Here is a 15,217-nt window from a genome sequence, read left to right as displayed (position 1 = left end):
CAAATGGCTGACTGGTCCGCCGCCCAATATCTGAAGTTCGAGGATGAGCGCACGCGGCCCGCGCGCGACCTCGTGGCGCAGGTGCCGGTCGATTTTCCGCGCCGCGTCGTCGACATCGGCTGCGGTCCGGGCAACTCGACCGAACTTCTGGTCGAGCGCTGGCCGGACGCTCGGGTCAGCGGTTTCGACACCTCGCCCGATATGCTCGAAAAGGCGAGGGCGCGGCTGCCCAATGTCAATTTCGAGCTGGCGGACGCCGCCAAATGGCAGCCCGAGCATCCCGTCGACGTGATCTTCGCCAATGCCGTCTTCCAGTGGCTGCCGGAGCACCCGGCGGTGTTCCAGCGGCTGATTGGACTTCTGGCGCCGGGCGGCGCCCTGGCCGTGCAGATGCCGGACAATCTCGGCGAGCCCTCGCACCAGCTGATGCGCGAGACCGCGGCGGAAGTGCCGTTTGCGGCCAGGCTCAAGGGCGCCGCGCGCGGACCTCTGCCGCCGGTGTCCTTCTACTACGATCTGTTGTCGCCGCTCGCCGACCGGCTCGACATCTGGCACACGATCTACAACCATCCGCTGGCCGACGCCGAAGCGATCGTCGAATGGGTCAAGTCGACGGGGCTGAAGCCCTTCCTCGATCCGCTCGATCCGAATCAGAAGAAAGTGTTCCTCGACGGCTATACCGCCAAGATCGCCAAGGCCTATCCGAAAACCGCGAACGGCAAGGTGCTGTTGCGCTTCCCGCGTATCTTCATCGTCGCCAAACGCGCTTGAGCATCCACCACCTGAATGCCAGCGATGGTTGTCGAATTAAGCTGGAATAAACCGGGCAAATGCGACAAGTGTAGCGCCTCGCCTCGGCACCACTTGCCTCCCCTCGGACGGATTGGACATGCATCGCGTCATCATCAGCGGCATCGGCGCCGAAATCCCTGAACCCGTCATCACCAATGAGGAGCTGGTCGCAAGCTTCAACAGTTGGGTCGACACCGAGAATGCGCGGCGCGCCGACACCGGCGAGCCGCTTTTACAGAAATCGGACAGCGATTTCATCGTGCATGCCTCGGGGGTCAAGAGCCGTCATGTTATCGAGCGCGAGGGAATCCTCGATCCGACTCGCATGTCGCCGCGCATTCCGGCGCGGCCGGACGACGCGCTGTCATTGGAGGCGGAGTTCGGCATCGCCTCGGCCAGGAAGGCGCTTGCCCATGCAGGCGTCGATGGGTCAGACATCGACCTGGTGATCTGCTCGGCCTCGCACCATCAGCGGCCCTATCCGGCCATCGCCATCGAGATGCAGGAGGCGCTGGGCACTAAGGGGGCCGGCTTCGACATGGGGCTGGGCTGCTCTTCGGCGGCAGCCGCGCTGCATGTCGCCGTCAACCTGGTGAGGGCAGGGGCGCACAAACGTGTCCTGGTGTCGACGCCGGAAATCATCACCGGCCATCTCAACTTCCGCGATCGGCAGACGCATTTCATCTTCGGCGACGCCTCGGTCACCATGGTCGTCGAGGGACTGGCGCAAGGCGAGAAGCGGCCGGGGCGTTTCGAGGTGCTCGACACACGCACCTGGACGCAGATGTCGAACAACATCCGCACCAATCTCGGCTATTACACGCGCACTGCCCAGGAGGATCCCTACATGATCAACCTGGAAGGCAATCTCATCAAGCAAGTCGGCAACAAGGTGTTCAAGGAAGTCACGGTTGCCGGGCAGAAGTTCATCGTCGAATTCCTGGCCGAGCACGGGCTGACACCGGGGGGCATCCGCCGCTTCTGGCTGCACCAGGCCAATGCGCGCATGAATGCGATGATCCTGAAATTGTCCTTCGGCCATGACGTCGACCATGACCGCGCGCCCATGGTGCTGGAGCGGCTCGGCAACACCGCCGGCGCCGGCGCAATCGTGGCGCTTTCCGAGAACCATGCCGACATGAAGGCTGGCGATTTCGGCCTGATCTGCGCCTTCGGCGCCGGCTATTCGATTGGGGGCGCGCTGCTCAGAATGCTGTAAAGCCATCCCGCCGCGTTACGCCGGCGCGAACGGCACCAGCATCGGCACGCGCCTGGCGTAGTCGTCATAGGCCGGGCCGAGTTCGCCGCGCAGGAAGCTTTCTTCCAGCCTCGCCTTGACGACGACGCCGACAAGCAGCAGCGCCGCGCCCGCGATACCCCATATCGTGCCTTTGACGGCCGCCGTGGCGAGGATCGACAGCAGCAGGCCGGTGTAGATCGGGTGGCGGACGAGGCCATAGGGGCCGGTATCGACCACGCGATGATCGGCCTTGGCGGTGACGTTGGCCGACCACAGCCGGCCGAGATGAAGGCGCGCCCACCAGGCGAAGGCGATGCCGATAGCAATCAGCGCAACGCAGATCCAAGCCTCGGTGAGCGTCGGCGTCCAGAGCCGCAGCCTGCCGACATAGCCGTGCGCCGGCACGAACATCAGCACGGTGCCGGCAAGCAAAAGGACACGATAGCGCGCCTCCGACTTGAGATCGGCGCGCTTTTGCGCGGGATCCGCCCAGGCAGCAGCAAGGACCCAGGACACCACCCAGAACAGCCAGAGTGCTGCGATTGCGTGTCCAACCTGCATGATCGAGCCTCCTCCCGATTGCGCCATCATTTAGGGGAGCGTCGCGGCGGCAATGCGACGTGTGGTGCGGCGGTGCCGGCGTTTTTGGTAATAACGTCGTGATCGCCATCAAGCGGCGTGATCGGATCATCAGCGCTTTCGACTGGACCGCATTCTTCGGCACCTTTAGACCAGCGGCATGCAGGAAACGAACCTGGAACTTTTTCCCATGGCAGAACCGATGGTTGACATCGTGCCGGGCCGCAAGCTCGCTGCCAAAGCAGCGGCGCTCTATGCAGCTCCGCACGATCATTTCGAGACGAGGGCGGTCGAGGAACTGCGGCTTGGCTTCGACGGTATCGCAGGCGACTTTCATGCGGGGGCAACCCGGCGTTCGGGCGGGCGCGAGCCCTGGTATCCGCGCGGCACCGAGATGCGCAACGAGCGGCAATTGTCGGTGGTCGCCGCCGATGAACTTGCCATTGTCGCGCAGCGCATGGGCCTCGCGGAGATCAAGCCGGAGTGGGTCGGCGCCAATCTCGTGGTCGAAGGCGTGCCGCATCTGTCGATGCTGCCGGCCGGCTCGCTGATGTTCTTCAAGGGTGGCGTGACGCTCAAGGTCGATGGCCAGAACAAGCCGTGCCGCTTTGCCGGACAGGCGATCGCCGAGCATGTCGGCGCCGTAGATACCGATGGCACCGCGCTGCTCTTTCCCAAGGAGGCGAAACGGCTGCGCGGCCTCGTCGCCTGGGTCGAGAAGCCGGGCGTCATCAGGGCCGGCGAGGAGATCTCGGTGCGGGTGCCGGAGCAGTGGATCTACGCCTGAGGCATGCTGATATTCAGGTGAGGCCGGCCTGCGAACGGCGGTTTCCTGTGCTTCCGGTGCTCACGTACCCAAAAGTACGCTCCGCGCCGGTTCTCGGAATCCACCGTTCTCGACTCGCCCTGACCTGAATCTCAGCATACCTCGGCCGGTTTAGGTCCGGCCGAAAGAGTTTTAGCCTTTCCGGTTCTTGTTGGCGCCTTGCGCCATCACCGAGACATGGTCCCATTTTTCCCAGATGGCGATGCGGTTGGCGTATTCCTGCCGGATCATCGGCAGGCCGCCATCGCCGAAGAAGACCCTGAGCGGCGGCTCGGCGGCATCGACGATCGCCAGCATTGCCGGGCCGGTTGCTTGCGGATCGCCGGCGACCGAACGGCTGCGACGTTCGGCCATCGCCGCGCGGACCGGCTCATAGACGTCCATCGGCTTGGAAACCTTGGCCGACGGTCCGGCCCAGTCCGTGGAGAAGCCGCCCGGCTCGACCAGGGTCACGTGGATACCGAACTGGGCGACTTCCTGGCTGAGCGACTGGCTGAATGCCTCCAGCGCCCATTTCGAGGCGTGGTAGAGGCCGATCGAGGCGAAGGCGTTGACGCCGCCGATCGACGAGATCTGGATGATGTGACCGGAGCGCTGCGCCCGCATGATGGGCAGCGCCGCCTGGGTGACCCAGAGCGCGCCGAACACGTTGGTCTCGATCTGGTCGCGCGCTTCCTGCTCGGAGACTTCCTCGATGGCGCCGAAATGGCCGTAGCCGGCATTGTTGATGACGACGTCGAGCCGGCCGAACCGCTTGTGCGCTTCGGCGATCGCGGCGTCGACCGCCCGTTTGTCGGTGACGTCGAGCTTCAGGGCGGCGATGTTGTCGCCATATTTCTCGACGAGATCGGCGAGCGTGCCGGCGTCGCGGGCGGTGGCGGCGACGCGATCGCCGCGGGCGAGCGCGGCCTCGGCCCAGACGCGGCCAAAGCCCTTCGACGATCCGGTGATGAACCAAACCTTGTTTGTCATGATGTGTATTCCTTGCCCTTGGAAGGCCGTGAATTCTCTCGGAGGAAAGCGGAGGAATCTCCGCTTACGGCATGTACGGCGCTGTCGGCGTTTTTCCAGATGCGTTCCGAGAAATAATCCGTGGGTCAGGGATAACGCACCGCACTTGACCAGGCGGGATCCTCATGCCTCTTCCAGTAGAGCGCCATCAACCGCTCGGTGATCGGACCGACCTTGCCGCCGGCGACCGGCGCGCCGTCGATCGTGGTGACCGGCATGATGCCGCCGGCGGTCGAGGTGATGAAGACCTCGTCGGCGCCTTTGAGAGCGGCGACGCCGACCGCTTCGGCTTTGACGGCGAGGCCGATTTCGGCGCACAGGTCGAAGACGGTGCGGCGCGTGATGCCGGGCAGCACGCCGACGGCGGGCGTCGTGAGCCTGCCGTCCCTGACGCAAAAGACATTGAAGCCCGGGCCTTCGGCGACATTGCCATTGAAGTCGAGGATGAGCGCGGTGTCGGCGCTACGGTCATAGGCATCGTAAAGGCCACGGACCAGATCGAGCCAATGGTAGTTCTTGATCGAAGGATCGATCGAGGCCGGCGGAATGCGGACCTTGTCGCTGATCGCGACATGCAGGCCGGTGCGCAATTGCTCGGCATTGGCGACCGAGCCGAAGGGGACGGCGAAAGCCATGAAGCGGTTGATCGCCTGGCGCGGGTCGCGGCTGAAGGTCGGCGAGGCGCCGCGCGTGCACAGCATCTCGACATAAGCCGCGCGATGGCCCGACAGCGCGACGCAATTGTGGAGGATCTCCGCAACGCCGTCGCGATCGAACGGGATCGTCATGCGCAGCTTCTCCAGCCCGCCGAAGAACCGGTCGAGATGCAGGTCGAGGCGGAAGAAGCGGCCGTCCCAGACGTGGACCGTGTCGTAGGTGGCGTCGGAATGCAGAAAGCCCCAGTCCAGCACCGAGATTTTGGCCTGCGACATCGGCAGATATTGTCCGTCGAGGAAGGCGACGCCGTCGGGATAGGCATGCGGATCGATGTGGTGTTCGGAGAGAAAGGGGAACGGCTTGGCTGGCGTGGCGGCTGCCTGGCTCATTTCATTCCTCCTCGGGCGTTCAGGTGAGGCAGGCTAGCGTCCGGTTGCGGAACAAGTAGAGCCAGGCAGGCAGCGTTGTTTGGCCTCACTCGTCCTCGTCGTCTTCCTCAAGCAACCGTGTCGCCCGCCAGCGGGTGAGCACCGCATTGGTCTGCTCGATGACGAAGAAGCGCGCCGAATCCCGGTCATAGCCTTCGGCGAGCAGCTTCTCGTAATCGGTGTGGGCATGGCGGATATGGGCGATCGTTGCCAGCCACACCGCGATGGTTGGCGGCAAGGTCTTCATGTGCACCGAACCGGCATCGGCGCGGATTTTCTCCATGTCGGCGTAGGGCGCGAGCGGAAGAAGCGCGGTCAGCGCCTTGGCGATGGCGCGGCGGCGGCCGGTGGGGGCGCTCATTTGTCGTCGCGTCCGGCGATGATCGCTTCGGGAAAGGCATCGGTTGAAGCGTAATAGGGCTTGATGTCGATGACCGGCGTGCCGTCGAGCACGTCGATGGCGTCGATCCCGATCCGTCCGGCCGCGATGTCGAGCGCGACGAGCTTTCCCACATGCAGGCCGACGGGGTTCGGCCGGGCAGGGGAGCGCAGCGAGAAAACGCCTTTCGATTCAGCCGCATGGCGCGGTTTCTGCACGATCAGATTTCGCGGCGCGTGATGGAGCCAGGACAGGATGACCATGTGGCTGGCGCGTTCCAGGTTTCGCAGCCCCGGGCGATAGGGCTCGTCGATCAGGACTGTCGCGGCCCGCCCGGATTCGCGGGCGGCGCGCATGTTCTTGGGGCAATCCTCGCGCCTCGTCCAGGGCGAGACGATGCGTCCGATAAAGACGACATGGCCGTCCGGCCGCAACTCCGCCGGATCGGCCGCAAGAAGCGTTTCACCTTCACGCGTCTCGAACATGCTCTTCACTCCGCGCAAGAACCGTCTGCCAGGCGCGGATCACGGCTGCGCCATTTTCTTGTCCGGAAGCGACATAGCGCTTGCCAGGGTTTCGAAATCGACATAAACATATCTTTATATCTTTCAACGAGAGCCCGCTCATGCATGTCTCGCTCGACACAATGGTAGATACATTGAAGGCGGCGGCCGAATCCAGCCGGCTACGCATCCTGGTGCTGCTTTCGCGCGGCGATCTCACCGTCTCCGACCTCACCGAGATACTCGGACAGTCGCAGCCCCGCGTCTCGCGCCATCTGAAGCTGCTGCTCGAGGCCGGGCTGATCGGCCGCTACCAGGAAGGGTCCTGGGCCTTCTTCCGGCTGACCGATACGGATAATTCGCGCGATTTCGTGCAGCGTCTGGTCTCCGGCATCAGCGAGGCCGATCCGCAGGTGGTGCGCGATCTCGAGCGGCTGGCGGCGGTGAAGCGCAAGCGGCAGGACCGGGCCGCCGAATATTTCTCGGAGAACGCCGCGAGCTGGGATCATATCCGCTCGCTGCATGTGCCGGACCGCGCGGTGGAGGCGGCGCTCATCAAGCTTGTCGGCAAGCGGCCGTTCCAGTCGATGCTCGACCTCGGCACCGGCACGGGCAGGCTGCTCGAAATCTTCGCGCCGCTCTACCGGCGCGGTGTCGGCATCGACATGTCGCGCGAGATGCTGACGGTGGCGCGCGCCAATCTCGACAAGGCCGGCATCGCCAACGCGCAGGTGCGCCAGGGCGATATCTTCTCGCCGCCGGTCGAGCGCAACGCCTTCGATCTCGTCACCATCCACCAGGTGCTGCATTATCTCGACGATCCCGCCCGCGCCATCGCCGAAGCGGCGCGGCTGCTCAGGCCATCGGGCCGGCTGATCGTCGTCGACTTCGCGCCGCATAATCTCGAATTCCTGCGCGACCAGCATGCGCATATGCGGCTGGGCTTCTCCGACCGGCAGATGTCCGATTGGTTCGCGGAGGCCGGCCTCGACCTCGAGGACAGCCAGGAATTCGAGCCGCGCGGCGGCAACGAGGCAAGGCTCACCGTCAAGCTCTGGCTCGGCCGCGACCGCCGCCTGCAGATCGCAGACCCGTCCAACGATTCCTTGCCAGTGAGGGAAACAGCCTGATGAACCAGTTCCGCTTTTCCCGTCGCCCCGACATAGGCGAGAAGGTCAGCGTCTCGTTCGAGTTCTTTCCACCGAAGACCGACGAGATGGAAGCAAGGTTGTGGGATACGGTCACAAGGCTGGAGCCGCTCAAGCCGGAATTCGTCTCGGTGACCTACGGCGCGGGCGGCTCGACCCGCGAGCGCACGGCGCGCACGGTCAAGCGCATCCTCAACGAGACGACGCTGACGCCGGCGGCGCATATGACCTGCGTCGACGCCGCGCGCGATCAGGTCGACACGGTCATCCGCGAGTTCGTCGACTTCGGCGTCACCCGTTTCGTTGCGCTACGCGGCGATCCGGCCGCAGGCGTCGGAACCTCTTATCGCCCGCATCCGGACGGCTACGCCAATGGCGCCGAACTGGTAGGGGCGCTGAAGAGCGTCGGCGATTTCGACATCTCGGTCTCGGCCTATCCGGAAAAGCATCCGGAAAGCCCGGATTTCGCCACCGACATCGACATGCTGAAGCGCAAGGTCGACAATGGCGCGACGCGGGCGATCACCCAGTTCTTTTTCGACAACGATCTTTATGAACGCTATGTCGAGCGGGCGCGCCGCGCCGGCATCTATATCCCGATCGTGCCGGGCATCCTGCCGGTGCATAATTTTACCCAGGTCGCCAATTTCTCGTCACGCTGCGGCGCGCTGGTGCCGGCATGGCTGGCCGAGCGTTTCGAGGGGCTGGAGAACGACCCGCAGACGCACGCGCTGGTGGCTTCGGCCGTGGCGGCCGAGCAGGTGCTCGACCTTGTCGAGCGCGGCGTCGGCGATTTCCATTTCTACACGATGAACCGTGCTGACCTGGTCTTTGCCGTCTGCCACATGATCGGCATCCGCTCGCATGAGGCGGAGGCGACCGGTTCGGCCGCGGCCTGAGGTCGGCGGAAATGGAAAAGGCCGGGTGGAAACCCAGCCTTTTCGAACTGTTGGACTATTCTCGGTGCTTGGTCTTCCCTCTTTGGCGGGTCAGGGAAGAACACCTATGATCAAGGCACCGATGAATGCGAATGCGGCACAAATCATCAAAGCGTTGATCGGCCTCGTCAGTCCCATGCCATAGCCTCCTCTTCAGAGCTATGGCAGGAGTCTAGGGGCATTTGGGCCACAGGCAAGCGGAAAACGTGCTGCAATGCGACATGATTGTGGAATTTGCGACCCGGGATTTGCCGTTAGCCGTTGAAACTCTTCGGCAAAAGCCGGCTTCGCCGTTGTGAATAAATTGTGGCGGCGGTGTGGCATGACAGCGCTACCATTGCCGAACAGCCGTCCGTCGATGGTGATGAGGCCCAATCCGATCAGCGTCATGCCGCCGATCTCGAACAGCGCCAGCCGCTCGCCCAGGAAGAGGAAACCGAGCAACACCGCGCTGGCCGGGACGATCAAGGTGACCAGCGAGGCATTGGTGGCGCCAGCCGAGGCGACGAGGTTGAAATAGAGGATATAGGCGAAGGCGGTAGACAAAAGCGCCAGGCCCAGCACCGCGGCCCAGACCGGCTGCGAGGCCGACAATGAGCCCGTCGGCCCATAGGCAATGAGCACGATGGGGATCATGATGATGGTCGAGGCGGTCAGCTGCCCGGTGGCGATGACTGGCGATGGCACGCCCTTGAAGCGGCGCGCGATCATCAAGGCGATCGCATAGGATACCGAAGCGCCGATCAGCGCGAATTGGCCCAGACCGGCCCGCCGGGTCCGGCAACAAGGCCCGGACCGATCATCACCGCAGTGCCGGCGACACCGAGCGCGATGCCGGCCAGCTTGTTCCAGGACAGTTTCTCATCGGTGGTGAGCGCATTGGCCAGGATCAGCGTCCAGAACGGCGTGGTGGCGTTGAGCACCGAGGCGACGCCGGCGCCGAGCTTAGTCTGGCCGGCGAAGATCAGCGAGAAGGGCACGACATTGTTGGTGAGCGCAGCAGGAAGAACAGGCCGGCATGCGGGAAGGCGAGCCGGAACGAGGGGCCGCGGACCGCCAGATAGAGCTGAAGTCCGATGGCGGCGATGGCGACGCGGAACAGCACCAGCGCAAGCGGGTGGATCTCGGACACTGCAATGCGGGCAAAGAAGAACGAGCCGCCCCAGATTGCGCCGAGCAGAAGAAGCTGCCCCCAATCCTTGAGTGTCATCGGTCCGCGCGTCGGCGCGGCGGCGGCCGTAATCGACATGTCCTGTTCCTCCCCAGGCCGATCGCAATCTCGGCTTCACACCTCACCAACCGATAATGCGTTCGCCGGCAAGGGCCACCCGAAACCTGACTGGTGGTTTAGCTTTGGCAAAATGTGCAACCGGCCGCGTCGGGTCGCCAGACACAGAACTGTTTTCTTTGGCGGCTAGCTAGGATTAATTGTGCGCGCTCCAGCCCCGAGGATTCGTCCATGCAGCGATTCGAAAATGCCCGCGATGCGGCACTGGCGCTTCGTCCCGACGATCCGGTCTACTGTTTCCGCCCGCAGGTGCTGAAGGCGGATGCCCTGCAGTTCATGGGCATGTTTCCCGGCAAGACCGCCTATGCGGTGAAGACCAATGGTGAGCAGATCGTGCTGAAGACATTGGTGGAATCCGGCGTCAGCACCTTCGACGTCGCTTCGCCGGGAGAGTTCGCGGCCGTGCGCGCCGTCTCGGCGGATGCCGAGATGCTCTACATGCACCCGGTCAAGGCGCAGTCGGACATCAAGCTGGCGCTGGAGAAATACGGCATCCGGGTGATCTCGCTCGACCATGAGGACGAGATCACCAAGCTGACGCGCGTCGTGCGGGCGCTCGATATCGACCCGGGCGCCATTACCGTCTTCGTGCGCATCCAGACCAAGGGCCATGCGGCTTACGAATTGTCGAAGAAATTCGGCGCCGGGCCGGCCAATGCGGTCGAGCTTGCTGAGCGGCTGAACCGGACCGGCTACAAGGTTGGCCTCTGCTTCCATGTCGGCAGCCAGATCGAGGATCCCGACACCTATGAGCGGGCGCTGGCCTCGGCCGACTGGGTGCGCAATCGCCTGACCTTCGACATTGCCGGGCTCGATGTCGGCGGCGGTTTCCCCGCCGAATACGGCCACGATCCATACCGCAAGCAGGTCGAGATGCCTTCGCTCGGCCAGCTGATGTCGCGGCTTGCCGGCGACCTGACGGAGTATCAGTTCGACCAGATGCCGCTGGTGGCCGAGCCCGGACGCGTGATCGTGGCGCGCTGCCTGTCGCTGATCGTGCGGGTGCTGCTGCGCAAGGGCAAGCGGCTCTACATCAATGACGGCATCTGGGCCTCGCTGTCGGATTCATGGACAGGCAAGATCACCCTGCCGGCCCGCTTCATCCCCGATCCGGCGATCCGCACGCGTAATGGCGACGAGAAAAACATCGTGCCCTTCAAGGTCTGCGGCGCGACCTGCGATTCCGTCGACATCCTGTCCAGGCCGTTCTGGCTGCCGGAAACGGTCGACACCGGCGACTGGATCGAGATCGGCCATATCGGCGCCTACTCGCTGTCGCTGAGGACCCGCTTCAACGGCTTTTACCCCGACACATTCGTGGAGGTGACGACGCCGTTCGACGAAGGCGACGCGCCGCAGGGGTTCGCGAGCCTGGAGACGATGGCGGATTAAGCTCCCCCTTCTCCCCTTGTGGGAGAAGGTGTCGCCGAAGGCGACGGATGAGGGGTGCTCCAGGAAAAGCCAGCGTCTCATCCGCTGGAACACCCCTCATCCGTCTCGGCGCTGCGCGCCGATCCACCTTCTCCCACAAAGGGGAGAAGGAAAGGGCGCTACAACTTCGCCAACAGCTCCGGCGTCGGCCAGCCATCCACGGGCAGGCCAAGCCGCGTCTGCTCCTTGCGGATTGCTTCGCGCGTGTTGGTGCCCAGGATGCCGTCGACCGTGCCGACATCGTAACCCTTGGCTTCGAGCTTGGTCTGCAGCGCCTTCATTTGATCGCCGCTCAGGCCCTGCTCGGGCGTGCGCGGGTCGAATTGCGGAGCGCCGGCAAACCGCGTCGCCATAACGGCGGCGGTCAGCGCATAGGTGAAGGACTGGTTCCACTCGAGATAGACATCGAAATTGTCATAGGTCAGGAAAGCGGGACCCTTGCGGCCCATCGGTAGCGCCAGGCCGGCTTTCAGGCCATTGTCGACAAGCGGGTTGCCGTTGGGCTCGGTCACGCCCCACTGAGCCCACTGCGACAGCGGTAGCTTGTTGGTGCGGCCGGTCTGGTCCCATGGCATGTCGTCGGGAACGCGCACTTCCTGGACCCAGGGCTGGTCGCGCTTCCAGCCGCGCGACATGATCTTGTTGGCGGTCGTCATGATGACGTCCGGCACGCTGTTCCTGAGATCGACCTTGCCGTCGCCATCGCCGTCGACACCCTCGGCAAGATAGTCGGTCGGCAGGATCTGCGTCTGGCCGATCTCCCCGGCCCAGGCGCCGTTGACGTCGGCCGGCAGCACGCCGCGATCGATGAGCGTCAAAAGCGGCACCAATTGCTGGCGGAAGAGCTGGGGCCGGCGGCAGTCATGGGAAAGCGTTACCAGCGCATTCAGCGTATGGAAGTCGCCCTGCACGGCGCCGAAGTCGGTCTCCAGCCCCCAGAAGGCGGCGATGATGGCCGGCTGGACGCCGAACTGCTTGTCGGCGCGGTCGAAGATTTCGGCATATTTCTTCAGATTGGCCGCGCCCTGCTTCAGGCGGTAGGCCGAAATCATGCGGTTGGAGAACTCGGTGAAAGTCTGGGTGAAGACGCCCTGGGCGCGGTCGCGCGCCAGCGCTCGCTCGTCGATGGTGGCGTCCTCCAGCGCGTCGAGCCCGGTTTCGCCGACGCCGGCCGCCTTGGCTTCGGCCGCAACACCCTGCTTCCAGGTCTCGAAGTCGCCGCCGCATTCCTGCGCCGCCGCGGGCAGTGCAAACGCGCCGACAAAAAGCGCCGCCAGGATTTCAACGCGCAATCGCATCGCTTTCCTTTCGAGACCGGCGCATGACCTGATTGTGATCCCGGATTGGGACCGCACAGGCGCATGCGAGATTTCAAAATTCAGGAGCCGCGCCAGCCACCCGCACGAGTGCGCCGCTCCGGATTACCAGCGGTTGCATGTTTCGCCGCCCGCCGTGTCGAAAAGCAGGCGGGAGGGCCGATGTCAACGGGTGTTCTGCCGCAGCCACTTCTTCCAGGCGGCTTCCGAGCCGTTGAAGACGTTGATGTCGGACTTGCCGGTCATGCCGGGCACAATGCCGGTGCCGGTGTACTGCCAGAAGGTGAAGGGATGGCTGCCGTATTTCTCACGCGGGTGCCCTGCGACCGAGCGCAGCCAGTAGGGGTAGCCGCGGAACGTCGCCAATTGGTTGTCGTCGAAGAAGTCGACCGAGGTGTAGATGATCGGCTTCTTGCCGTAGTGACGCTCGACCATCTGTAGAAAGACGGTCATCTCACTGCGGACGGTGGCTGCATCGGGGCGCAGCCTGCAGGTCGGCGATTTCGGGTTCCATTCCATGTCGAGCACCGGCGGCATGGCTGACGGGTCATTTGGGACATTGGCGATGAACCAGCGCGCCTGGGCTTCCGCCGGCGTGCAGAAATAGAAGAAATGATAGGCCGCGCGCGGGATTCCGGCTGCCCTGGTGCGTGCCCAGTGCTCGTTGAAATTCTCGTCGAAGCGGTCGCCGCCTTCGGTCGCCTTGATGAAGGCGAAGGTGATGCCGCTGGCCCTGGCGGTGGGCCAGTCGACCGAGGTCTGGTATTTGGAGACATCGGTGCCGTGGATGGCGTAGGTCCATGGCGCGCCGCTGTCCCACTCATGCGGCTTGGAATCCTCGAATTTGGGCGCGCGCACGGTGACCGTCTGCGAGGATGGCGACAACGGCGAAAGGTCGTCGACGGTTGAGCAGGCGCAGAGCAGCGTCAGCATCAGGATGGCCGCGAGACGGCGCATGATATTCCCCGAGCCGGGTTCAGCCGGCCGCTGATGGGTCCTTTACTGATGGTGGTCGCTAACCTCGCGTCCCCCTGCCGGACGATCGCCCCACGAGATCGTCCGCCTTATTTGTCCGTCCATGTCGTTGTCCCAAAACCGCTGTGCAATTTCGGGCGACATGGACAAGTTGATCGCCGAACATGGTTGATAATCCATTGACGGCGCTCGACTACGCCGGTGATTTTGCGGAAGCAATGGCGGCAAATCGATGACATAAATCGTGCCGGCGAATCCAAAGAGGCGGGGAAAGATGCGGGCTGTCGCGAAGTTCATCAAGTGTCTGCTTGGCCTGGTGATCCTGGCGGTGGTCGCGCTCTTCGCCTGGCTCTATTTCGCGCCGCCGGAACTGATCCGGGTCGGCGCCGGCTATTCGGCCAAGATCGTCTGCTCGAACGTCTTCATTGCCGGCCGCGACGCTAACCAGGTTCTGGCCGTCGACGTGCAGGCGCCGGGCCATCCGCTGCTCAGGCTGATGAAAATCTCCGTCGACAAGGAAAGGGGACTTGTCTCCGCCGGCCTGCTGTGGGTGCTGGGCAAGAGCGTCGCGGTGGAACGCGACGGCGTCGGCTGCGCCTCGGTTCCCGACGGTGATACCGGGAAGGCGCGACAGACATCGCTGCGCGCGGCAGCTTCCGCACCGGCGCAGGCGGACGCGCTTTGGCCCGATGGCGAGCGCGTGGATGCGTCACAAAATCCCGAGGTCGCGAAAATCGTCGACGACTCGGCCATGGCCGGACCCGGCATGCGCGCCATCGTGGTGGTGAAGAACGGCCGCGTCGTCGCCGAGCGTTATGGCGACGGCTTCTCGGCCAAGACGCCGCTGCTCGGCTGGTCAATGACCAAGACGGTCAATGCCGCGATCGTCGGCACGCTGGTCAAGGACGGCAAAATGGCGATCGACAACAAGGGTCTGGTCAAGGCGTGGAAGGCCGATGGCCGCGCCGCCATCAGCGTTGCCGACATGATGGCGATGTCGAGCGGGCTGGAATTCAACGAGGATTATGGCGATGTCGCCGACGTGACGCGCATGCTCTATCTCGAGCCGGACATGGCCGGCTTCGCCGAGGCCAAGCAGCTAACCGGCGAGGTCGGAAAGGTGTTTTCCTATTCGAGCGGCACGGCGGTGATGCTGTCTCGGCTGTGGCAGGACGCGATCGGCGACAAGGCCAAGGCGCTGGCCTGGCCGCGCACGGCGCTGTTCGAGCCGCTCGGCATGCACAGCGCGGTGCTGGAGACCGACGAGCAGGGCACCTTCGTCGGTTCGTCCTATCTCTACGCCACCGCGCATGACTGGGCGCGCTTCGGCCAGTTCCTGCTGCAGGGCGGAACCTGGAACGGCAACCAGATCCTGCCTGCCGGTTTCGTCGACTGGATGCGCGAGCCGGCGCTGGCGTCGAAGGTCTACGGCAAAGGCCAGCTCTGGATCGAAGGCCCGGGCGACGAAGACAAGCCCGGCGCCGGTGCTGCCGCCGGTCTGCCCAAGGACACCTACTGGATGGAAGGCCATGACGGCCAGACGGTCGCGATCATTCCGTCGGAGCAGCTGGTGGTGGTGCGGCTTGGGCTGACGCCGGCCAAGCTAGGCTACCGGCCGCAGACCATGGTGGGAGCGCTGGTGAAGGCGCTGCACTAGTGCGTTTCACCGTTTCATAGAAACGGCGAAACGCCCTATCTATTTGTTT

Annotated in this window: 14 protein-coding genes and 1 pseudogene; 7 read left to right on the top strand and 8 right to left on the bottom strand. The window is 64.1% G+C overall.

Translation table 11 applies throughout. The features are described 5' to 3' along the window. Positions 1-3 precede the first annotated feature (3 nt). Entirely contained in the window at positions 4-771 is a 768-nt protein-coding gene (gene tam / locus EJ068_RS04270; RefSeq protein WP_127250681.1) for a trans-aconitate 2-methyltransferase, read from the top strand. A gap of 118 nt (positions 772-889) precedes the next feature. Beyond that, positions 890-2,011, top strand: coding sequence for a beta-ketoacyl-ACP synthase III (locus EJ068_RS04265; RefSeq protein ID WP_127250682.1), 1,122 nt, complete (start codon positions 890-892; stop codon positions 2,009-2,011). A 15-nt stretch (positions 2,012-2,026) separates the two neighbouring features. Here the strand turns inward: EJ068_RS04265 and EJ068_RS04260 are convergent, their stop codons facing one another. Beyond that, a complete protein-coding gene (locus EJ068_RS04260; protein ID WP_127250683.1) occupies positions 2,027-2,593 on the bottom strand; it encodes an isoprenylcysteine carboxylmethyltransferase family protein in 567 nt (188 codons plus the stop codon). Between the two features lie 178 nt (positions 2,594-2,771). Between EJ068_RS04260 and EJ068_RS04255 the strand changes: the two genes are divergently transcribed. After that, positions 2,772-3,398 (top strand): MOSC domain-containing protein, encoded by a 627-nt coding sequence (locus tag EJ068_RS04255; protein ID WP_127250684.1) that lies wholly within the window; start codon positions 2,772-2,774, stop codon positions 3,396-3,398. A gap of 171 nt (positions 3,399-3,569) precedes the next feature. On the opposite strand, the gene EJ068_RS04250 is transcribed toward EJ068_RS04255, so the two are convergent. The 4 genes from EJ068_RS04250 to tsaA all read right to left on the bottom strand — a co-directional run bounded on the left by EJ068_RS04250 (position 3,570) and on the right by tsaA (position 6,397). Continuing rightward, positions 3,570-4,409: an SDR family oxidoreductase gene (locus tag EJ068_RS04250; RefSeq protein WP_127250685.1), complete on the bottom strand. Its 840-nt coding sequence runs from the start codon at positions 4,407-4,409 to the stop codon at positions 3,570-3,572. Positions 4,410-4,534: 125 nt separating this feature from the next. After that, positions 4,535-5,494, bottom strand: coding sequence for a D-amino acid aminotransferase (locus tag EJ068_RS04245; RefSeq protein ID WP_127250686.1), 960 nt, complete (start codon positions 5,492-5,494; stop codon positions 4,535-4,537). An 85-nt stretch (positions 5,495-5,579) separates the two neighbouring features. Continuing rightward, positions 5,580-5,894, bottom strand: a complete 315-nt coding sequence (locus EJ068_RS04240) for a DUF2293 domain-containing protein (RefSeq protein ID WP_127250687.1) — start codon at positions 5,892-5,894, stop codon at positions 5,580-5,582. Beyond that, positions 5,891-6,397 carry a tRNA (N6-threonylcarbamoyladenosine(37)-N6)-methyltransferase TrmO gene (gene tsaA / locus EJ068_RS04235; RefSeq protein ID WP_127250688.1) on the bottom strand — a complete coding sequence of 169 codons (507 nt, stop codon included), beginning with the start codon at positions 6,395-6,397 and terminating at the stop codon, positions 5,891-5,893. Before tsaA ends, EJ068_RS04240 begins: the two co-directional genes overlap by 4 nt. A 140-nt stretch (positions 6,398-6,537) precedes the next feature. Here tsaA and EJ068_RS04230 point away from each other — a divergent pair, with 140 nt between their 5' ends. Next, positions 6,538-7,545, top strand: coding sequence for a metalloregulator ArsR/SmtB family transcription factor (locus tag EJ068_RS04230; RefSeq protein ID WP_127250689.1), 1,008 nt, complete (start codon positions 6,538-6,540; stop codon positions 7,543-7,545). After that, positions 7,545-8,462, top strand: coding sequence for a methylenetetrahydrofolate reductase [NAD(P)H] (gene metF / locus EJ068_RS04225; RefSeq protein WP_126060063.1), 918 nt, complete (start codon positions 7,545-7,547; stop codon positions 8,460-8,462). The genes EJ068_RS04230 and metF overlap by 1 nt, the downstream gene beginning before the upstream one ends. Positions 8,463-8,843: 381 nt before the next feature. Here metF and EJ068_RS04220 read toward each other — a convergent pair. After that, positions 8,844-9,750, bottom strand: a pseudogene (locus EJ068_RS04220) (DMT family transporter); the annotation flags it as partial. Between the two features lie 210 nt (positions 9,751-9,960). Between EJ068_RS04220 and EJ068_RS04215 the strand changes: the two are divergent. Further along, complete coding sequence (locus tag EJ068_RS04215) at positions 9,961-11,181, top strand: alanine racemase (protein ID WP_127253879.1); 1,221 nt, start codon at positions 9,961-9,963, stop codon at positions 11,179-11,181. Positions 11,182-11,339: 158 nt separating this feature from the next. On the opposite strand, the gene EJ068_RS04210 is transcribed toward EJ068_RS04215, so the two are convergent. Both EJ068_RS04210 and EJ068_RS04205 read right to left on the bottom strand, forming a co-directional pair. Beyond that, a complete protein-coding gene (locus EJ068_RS04210; protein ID WP_127386194.1) occupies positions 11,340-12,518 on the bottom strand; it encodes a lytic murein transglycosylase in 1,179 nt (392 codons plus the stop codon). A gap of 183 nt (positions 12,519-12,701) precedes the next feature. Continuing rightward, positions 12,702-13,493 carry a GH25 family lysozyme gene (locus tag EJ068_RS04205; protein ID WP_127253925.1) on the bottom strand — a complete coding sequence of 264 codons (792 nt, stop codon included), beginning with the start codon at positions 13,491-13,493 and terminating at the stop codon, positions 12,702-12,704. Positions 13,494-13,785: 292 nt separating this feature from the next. Here EJ068_RS04205 and EJ068_RS04200 point away from each other — a divergent pair, with 292 nt between their 5' ends. Continuing rightward, positions 13,786-15,168: a serine hydrolase gene (locus tag EJ068_RS04200; protein WP_127386193.1), complete on the top strand. Its 1,383-nt coding sequence runs from the start codon at positions 13,786-13,788 to the stop codon at positions 15,166-15,168. Positions 15,169-15,217: the final 49 nt, after the last annotated feature.

The sequence above is a fragment of the Mesorhizobium sp. M2A.F.Ca.ET.043.02.1.1 genome (assembly GCF_003952405.1).
GTDB lineage: Bacteria > Pseudomonadota > Alphaproteobacteria > Rhizobiales > Rhizobiaceae > Mesorhizobium.
Note: the sequence above shows the minus strand (reverse complement) of the source record. Positions and strands in the feature narration are given on the sequence as shown.

Bases quoted from the DNA above. Each gene is read 5' to 3' on its own strand.
- EJ068_RS04250 (WP_127250685.1), bottom strand. From the start codon at position 4,409: ATGACAAACAAGGTTTGGTTCATCACCGGATCGTCGAAGGGCTTTGGC.
- EJ068_RS04205 (WP_127253925.1), bottom strand. From the start codon at position 13,493: ATGCGCCGTCTCGCGGCCATCCTGATGCTGACGCTGCTCTGCGCCTGC.
- tsaA (WP_127250688.1), bottom strand. From the start codon at position 6,397: ATGTTCGAGACGCGTGAAGGTGAAACGCTTCTTGCGGCCGATCCGGCG.
- EJ068_RS04230 (WP_127250689.1), top strand. From the start codon at position 6,538: ATGCATGTCTCGCTCGACACAATGGTAGATACATTGAAGGCGGCGGCC.
- metF (WP_126060063.1), top strand. From the start codon at position 7,545: ATGAACCAGTTCCGCTTTTCCCGTCGCCCCGACATAGGCGAGAAGGTC.
- tam (WP_127250681.1), top strand. From the start codon at position 4: ATGGCTGACTGGTCCGCCGCCCAATATCTGAAGTTCGAGGATGAGCGC.
- EJ068_RS04265 (WP_127250682.1), top strand. From the start codon at position 890: ATGCATCGCGTCATCATCAGCGGCATCGGCGCCGAAATCCCTGAACCC.
- EJ068_RS04245 (WP_127250686.1), bottom strand. From the start codon at position 5,494: ATGAGCCAGGCAGCCGCCACGCCAGCCAAGCCGTTCCCCTTTCTCTCC.
- EJ068_RS04215 (WP_127253879.1), top strand. From the start codon at position 9,961: ATGCAGCGATTCGAAAATGCCCGCGATGCGGCACTGGCGCTTCGTCCC.
- EJ068_RS04255 (WP_127250684.1), top strand. From the start codon at position 2,772: ATGCAGGAAACGAACCTGGAACTTTTTCCCATGGCAGAACCGATGGTT.
- EJ068_RS04200 (WP_127386193.1), top strand. From the start codon at position 13,786: ATGCGGGCTGTCGCGAAGTTCATCAAGTGTCTGCTTGGCCTGGTGATC.
- EJ068_RS04210 (WP_127386194.1), bottom strand. From the start codon at position 12,518: ATGCGATTGCGCGTTGAAATCCTGGCGGCGCTTTTTGTCGGCGCGTTT.
- EJ068_RS04260 (WP_127250683.1), bottom strand. From the start codon at position 2,593: ATGCAGGTTGGACACGCAATCGCAGCACTCTGGCTGTTCTGGGTGGTG.
- EJ068_RS04240 (WP_127250687.1), bottom strand. From the start codon at position 5,894: ATGAGCGCCCCCACCGGCCGCCGCCGCGCCATCGCCAAGGCGCTGACC.